5 protein-coding genes and 1 pseudogene are annotated in these 6,325 nt (G+C 70.9%); 4 read left to right on the top strand and 2 right to left on the bottom strand.

Annotated features, from left to right (window positions below; all coding sequences use genetic code 11):
• Both EXE47_RS08385 and EXE47_RS08380 read left to right on the top strand, forming a co-directional pair.
• Positions 1-923, top strand: a 923-nt coding sequence (locus EXE47_RS08385) for a 3-dehydroquinate synthase II (protein WP_137708107.1), incomplete at its 5' end; no start/stop codon positions are given.
• 71 nt (positions 924-994) lie between these two features.
• Positions 995-1,609 (top strand): hypothetical protein, encoded by a 615-nt coding sequence (locus tag EXE47_RS08380; RefSeq protein WP_049929571.1) that lies wholly within the window; start codon positions 995-997, stop codon positions 1,607-1,609.
• A gap of 47 nt (positions 1,610-1,656) precedes the next feature.
• Here the strand turns inward: EXE47_RS08380 and EXE47_RS08375 are convergent.
• Positions 1,657-2,372: pseudogene (locus tag EXE47_RS08375) on the bottom strand (SDR family NAD(P)-dependent oxidoreductase).
• A 154-nt stretch (positions 2,373-2,526) separates the two neighbouring features.
• Here EXE47_RS08375 and EXE47_RS08370 point away from each other — a divergent pair.
• Positions 2,527-3,465 (top strand): carbohydrate kinase family protein, encoded by a 939-nt coding sequence (locus tag EXE47_RS08370; protein ID WP_089307654.1) that lies wholly within the window; start codon positions 2,527-2,529, stop codon positions 3,463-3,465.
• 70 nt (positions 3,466-3,535) lie between these two features.
• Here the strand turns inward: EXE47_RS08370 and EXE47_RS08365 are convergent, their stop codons facing one another.
• Positions 3,536-5,062: a carboxypeptidase M32 gene (locus EXE47_RS08365; RefSeq protein ID WP_086215788.1), complete on the bottom strand. Its 1,527-nt coding sequence runs from the start codon at positions 5,060-5,062 to the stop codon at positions 3,536-3,538.
• A 146-nt stretch (positions 5,063-5,208) separates the two neighbouring features.
• Here EXE47_RS08365 and EXE47_RS08360 point away from each other — a divergent pair, with 146 nt between their 5' ends.
• Positions 5,209-6,255: a low specificity L-threonine aldolase gene (locus EXE47_RS08360; RefSeq protein ID WP_089307655.1), complete on the top strand. Its 1,047-nt coding sequence runs from the start codon at positions 5,209-5,211 to the stop codon at positions 6,253-6,255.
• Positions 6,256-6,325: the final 70 nt, after the last annotated feature.

The following is a 6,325-nucleotide window of genomic DNA, read 5'->3' as shown; positions in this document are numbered from 1 at the left end:
GGACGATCGACATGCCGGAGGACCTCTCCGGGTCGGCCGACCTGACCACGCTGCGCCGCCGCGACGACCGCGCGCAGGGCGCATACGTCCGCATCCTCGGCACAGGGTACGAGGCGTTCGCCGAGGCCGCCGCCGACGACGCCGAGTTCACCGTGATCGTGGGCGAGGACTGGTCGATCATCCCGCTGGAGAACCTGATCGCCCGCGTCGGCGAGGAGACCCACCTCGTCGCCGGCGCGACGACGGCCGCGGAGGCCCGGACCGCCTTCGAGACGCTGGAGATCGGCGCCGACGGCGTCCTCCTCGACGCCGACTCACCCGACGAGATCCGCGGCGCGGTCCAGGCCCGCGACGCCGCGGACCGCGAGACGCTCGATCTCCGCTACGCCGAGGTGACCGAGATCGAACAGACCGGGAGGGCCGACCGGGTCTGTATCGACACGGGGTCGCTGATGGACGACAGCGAGGGGATGCTCGTCGGCTCGATGTCTCGCGGGCTCTTCTTCGTCCACGCCGAGACGGCGGAGTCGCCGTACGTCGCCTCGCGGCCGTTCCGCGTGAACGCGGGGGCGGTCCACGCCTACGTCCGCAACTCGGAGGGCGGCACCAACTACCTCGCCGAACTGTCGAGCGGCGACGAGGTCCAGGTCGTCGACACGGACGGCCACACCCGCGAGGCGGTCGTGGGCCGGGTAAAGATCGAGAAGCGCCCGATGTTCCGGATCCAAGCGGAGATCGAGACGGAGGACGGGACCGACCGGATCGAGACGCTCATCCAGAACGCCGAGACCGTGAAGATCGCGACGGGCGAGGGCCGCAAGGCCGTCACCGAGGTCGAGCCGGGCGACGAGGCGCTCGTCTACTACGAGGACGTCGCGCGCCACTTCGGCGAGGCCGTCGAGGAGAGCATCATCGAGAAGTGACCGCCGCGGCGGAAACCGGCCGCGTTCGTGTCGACCAGAACGCATTTTAGAGTTGATTGTTATCAGACGGCATGGCAGTCGCTAACGAGACCGATCGCCGCATCGTCGAACAGGGGTTCGTCGATCGAGTCCAACACCTCGCCCGGGCCGCGAATCCGGCGTTCGCGGCCGGGAGCCTCCTCGTCCCGCTGGCGTTCCTCGGGGCGAGCCTCGCGCTCGGGAGCACCGAACTGCTCTTCTACACGCACGTCGCGGCCGGGGCGGTCTGGTTCGGGTTCGCGCTGATCTTCCCGGCGATCATCGGTCCGACGCTCGGTGGTCTCGGCGAGGAGGCGTCGGCCGCGGTCACGACGACGCTGGTGCCGAAGGCGGTCTTCTTCCTCGTCGGCTTCTCGCTGACGACGGTGCTGTCCGGAACGGTGCTGTTGACGCCCGACCTCGGCCTCGGCTACGGCTTCGGCGGCGCGTGGTCGGGGGCCGCGCTCGCGCTCGGCTGGGGGCTGTTCGCGTTCGGGATCGCCGTGCCGCACCGGCTCCAGCTCAGCGCCTACTACGAGACGCTGTCGCCGGATCCGGACGCCTCGCGGCTCGAATCGATCGAGAAGAAGAACCTCGTCGTCGGACTGTTCGAGGGGGCGATGATGCTCGTGCTCATCGTCCTGATGACCGGGTTCCGGCTGGGATAAGCGCGGAGCGAGTGCGGGGACGGCCCCTCGGGGCGTCCGCGTCGCCCTCACCAAGGGACCCGCTCGCGGTCCTTCCAGAGCAGTCCCCCCGGGCCCCCGGTGCGAACCTGGCGAGCCACACCGGGGTCTCGGCCCCTTTCGACGGCGAGCGGGGCGCACCGTCCCCGCCCATGTCAGTCCGAACCCACCCGGGGGAGGCGGCGTTGGCGATGAGTCCCCGATCGCCGTACTCCCCGTCGAGGTAGGCCGTCAACCCTCCGAGACCGACCTTCGACAGCCGGTACGGCGGATACTCGCCCTCCATTCGTCCCTCCGTGAAGCGTCCGAGGCCCGACGACATGGAGACCACGCGCCCGCCGGGGCCGTCCAGAAGCAGCGGCAGCGCCCGCTTCGTCAGCAGGACCGGGCCGCGGAGGTTCACGGCCATCGTCCGGTCGAAGTCGGCCTCGTCCATCTCGTGAAGCGGTCCCGACCGGGAGAAGATCCCGGCGTTGTTCACCAGAACGTCCAACGACCCCCGCTCTCGTTCGATCCGGTCGACCGCCGCCCGGATCTGCCCGTCGTCGGTCACGTCCAGTTCGACGGCGCGCTGGTCCGCCGCGGTGACGTCGTTCGGGTCTCTGGCCCCGGCGTACACGGTCGCTCCCAGTTCCGCGAGACCCGCGGCGATCTCGGCTCCGATACCGCGGTTCGCGCCCGTGACGAGGGCGACGTCGTCGGTCAGGTCCGGCTTGAGGTCGATCTCGGGCTGCGGCTGCGACATATGGATCGGGGACGCCCTCCGGCCGGAAATATCCCACAGCCGGACGCACGCTCGGTCTCGGCCACGGGTGGCCGGATCGCGGGCGCGGCTGAGGGGGAATCGAGTGGATAGATTCATGCGGGTACCGCTACAGCGTAGCGAACACGGTGCGACAGTGAGTGACAGCGACCGAGGAGTGGCGGTCGTCGGCGACACGACGGTCGACCTCTACCCCACGGACGGCGGACCGATCGCGCCCGGGAGCGGCTTCGAGTGGCACGTCGGCGGCACGGCGACGAACGCCGCCCGATGGGCCGCTGCGGCCGGCTGCGAGGTCGACCTCGTCACGAACGTCGGGACCGACGTGCTCGGGGCGGCCGCCGCCGGGGACCTCGCGAACGGCCCGGTCGGCACGGAACGCCTCGCGCGGGTCGACGCGCCGTCACCGCTGACGCTGTACACCGGGGCGGCGGGCGACGAGGAATGGAACGCGTGGGTGGCCGGAAGCTGTTACGGGTTCACACCACCAGAGGATCCGGCGTCGTTCGCGGCCTCGTACGAGTGGATCCTGCTGGAGGGAGTCACGCTGCCGGCCGCGGTGAACGGGGCGACGGTCCGCCGCCTCGCCGCGGCGGCCGCGGAGCGCGGCACCCGCGTCGCGTTCGACCTCAACGGGCGTCCGAACCAGTGGTCGGGCCCGGAAGAGTACCGAGACGCGCTGCGAGAGGTCCTCCCGCGCTGCGACCTGCTGTTCGCCGGGACGGACGACCTCGCGGTGGCCGGCGTCGAGCCGACGCCGGCGGGCCTGCTCGAACTGCTCCCGGCGGACCACTCCGCGACGGCGTTCGTCACCGACGGCGGCGACGCGACGCGGGCGATGCGGATCGACGACGGGGCCGTCACGGAGCGCCTGACCGTCGCTCCCCCCTCGGCGACGGTTGCCACACCGGCCGGCGCCGGCGACGCGTTCGCGGGCGCGGTCCTCGCCGCGCGGCACGGCGGCGCGTCGGACCTCCGCCGGCTGGCGACGGTCGGCAACGCCGCGGGGGCGGCCGCAGTGGAGACCGTCGGCGCGTTCGACGCGGACGCCGCCGCGACGGACCGGTCGTTCTGACGCACGAGCGCGTCCCGCCGAGGACCGTCGACGGTGGTAGAAAAGCGGGTTCGGAGCGCTCGACGGCGCCTCAGATCCCGTACAGCTCGCCGTACTTCTCGTCGACGTAGTCGAGGAAGGCGTCGGCGGAGAAGTCCTCGCCGGTCGCGCGCACCACCAGTTCGTTCGTCTCGTAGCGGGCGCCGTGCCGGTGGACGTTCTCGCCGAGCCAGTCGCGGAGGTCGCCGAACTCGCCCTCGGCGATCTTCGCGTCGAGGTCGTCGATCTCGGCCTCGGCGGCCTCGAACAGCTGCGCGGCCATCACGGAACCGAGCGAGTAGGTCGGGAAGTAGCCGAAGTTGCCGTGGCTCCAGTGGATGTCCTGGAGACACCCCTCCGCGTCGTTCTCGGGACGGATACCGAGGTACTCCTCGTACTTGTCGTTCCAGACCTCGGGCACGTCCTCGACGTCGAGGTCGCCGCGGATCAGGTCGCGCTCGATCTCGAACCGGACGACGATGTGGAGGTGGTAGGTGAGCTCGTCGGCCTCGACGCGGATGAGATTGTCCTCGTACACCTGGTTGAACGCCTCGTAGGCGTCGCGGACCGTCGCGTCCTCGGTCTGCGGGAAGTGCTCCTGAAAGACGGGAAGGAACTCCTGCCAGAACGCCTCGCTCCGGCCGACGTGGTTCTCCCAGAGTCGCGACTGCGACTCGTGGACCGAGAGGTCGCGCGACGTGCCCAGCGGCGTGCCGAAGTGCTCCTGCGGGAGCCCGAGGTTGTACTGCGCGTGGCCGAACTCGTGGATCGTCGAGCCGACCGCGCCGAGCGGGTCGGTCTCGTCGAACCGGGTCGTCACCCGGCAGTCGAACTGGTTCCCGGACGTGAACGGGTGCGAGGAGACGTCGAGACGGCCGCGGTCGAAGTCGTAGCCGACGAGCTCGAGCGCCTCTCGCGAGAGCGACTCCTGCTCGTCCTCGGGGAAGGTCCCCTCGAAGGTGTCGACGGCGAGGTCGACATCGGACGCGCGGATCTCCTCGATCATCGGGACGAGCGCCTCGCGGAGCTCGGTGAGGATCGACTCCGCGCGCTCCATCGAGAGGCACGGCTCGAACTCCTCGAAGAGGACCTCGTAGGGGTCTCGGTCGGGGTCGATGTGCTCCGCGTACTCCCGCTTCAGCTCGACGTGTTTCTCCAGGTACGGCGCGAAGGTCTCGAAGTCGTTCTCGGCCTTCGCCTCCTCCCACGCCTGAAGCGCCTCGGAGCCCGTCTCGGAGATCTCCTCGACGAGTTCGACCGGGACGGCGTCGGCGCGCTCGTACTCGCGGCGGACCTCCCGGACGACCGCGGCCTGCTCGTCCGTGAGGTCGGCGTCGTCGAGTTCGTCGAGCAGTTCGCCCGTCTCGTCGGCGGTGACCATGTCGTGGTGGACCGAGGAGAGCGCCGAGAGCTGCTTCGACCGCGCGGGCGTGCCGCCCTCGGGCATCATCACCTGCTGGTCCCAGCCGAGGACGCCGGAGGCGCTCCCGACCGCGTTCCACCGCTGGACGCGGTCGAGGAGCGCGCCGTAGGCGTCCGGTGCGTCGGCTGCGTCGTCTGTCGCGGCTTCCGTTGCCATACGTCACGGATCGATCCCAGTCAATAAGAAGGGACCGAACGCGGAACCGACCGCGCCGAGCGCGGATCTCCCGTCCCGCGTTCGCTGCGCCGCTCGCTCGCCGAGCGCGGGATATATGCCCGGCGCCGCGGTAGGGCCTACAACAGATGTCCGACGACGAGTTCATCGACCTGCGGTCCGACACCGTCACGACGCCCTCCGAGGAGATGCGCGACGCGGCCGCGACCGCCGAGGTCGGCGACGACGTGTACCGCGACGACCCGACGGTCAACGAGTTAGAGCGCCAAGCCGCCGACGCGGTCGGCACCGAGGCCGCGCTGTACGTCCCCTCTGGGACGATGGCCAACCAGATCGCGGTCCACGCGCACACGGAGCCGGGCCAAGAGCTCCTCTTGGAGCGCGAGTCGCACATCTACCGCTGGGAGCTGGCGGGGGCGGCGAAGCTCTCCGGCGTCCAGACGCGGACGATAGACGCCGGCGAGCGGTGCGTCCCGACCCCCGAGGCGGTCCGCGAGGGGCTCGTCGACGAGGACCTCCACCGCCCCGGGACCGGTCTCCTCACCGTGGAGAACACCCACAACTACCGCGGCGGGATCGCGGTCCCGGTCGACCGGATCGCGGCCGCGGCCGAGGCCGCCCGCGAGGCCGACGTGCCGGTCCACCTCGACGGCGCGCGTGTCTTCAACGCCGCGGTCGCGCTCGGCGTCGACGCGAGCGAGATCGTCGCCCACGCCGACAGCGTCACGTTCTGTCTCTCGAAGGGGCTCGGCGCCCCGGTCGGCTCGATCCTCGCCGGCGACGAGGCGTTTATCGAGGACGCCCGCCGGGTCCGCAAGCTGTTCGGCGGCGGGATGCGCCAGGCCGGGATGATCGCCGCGCCGGCGCTCCGCGCGCTGGAGAACGTCGACCGCCTCGCGGAGGACCACGCAAACGCGGAGCGGCTCGCGGCCGGCCTCGACGCGCTCGACGGCGTCGACGCGCCCGCGCCGGACACGAATATCGTCGTTGCGGACACCGAAGCGGCCGGCATCCCGGCCGAGTCGCTCTACGCGGCCTGTAAGGACGCCGGCGTCGGCTGCGTCGAGTTCGACGACTACACGACGCGGTTCACGACTCACCTCGACGTCGACGAGGGCGACGTCGACGAGGCGGTCGACCGCGTCGCGGACGTCGTCGACAGCCTCCGGAACTGACCGTGCCGTTCGGGCCGCCGGGCCGCTCTGCGCGGCGACCCACGAAAACGTTCAATTCGACGGCCCACGT

Source organism: Halorubrum sp. GN12_10-3_MGM, assembly GCF_005435235.1.
GTDB lineage: Archaea > Halobacteriota > Halobacteria > Halobacteriales > Haloferacaceae > Halorubrum > Halorubrum ezzemoulense.
Note: the sequence above shows the minus strand (reverse complement) of the source record. Positions and strands in the feature narration are given on the sequence as shown.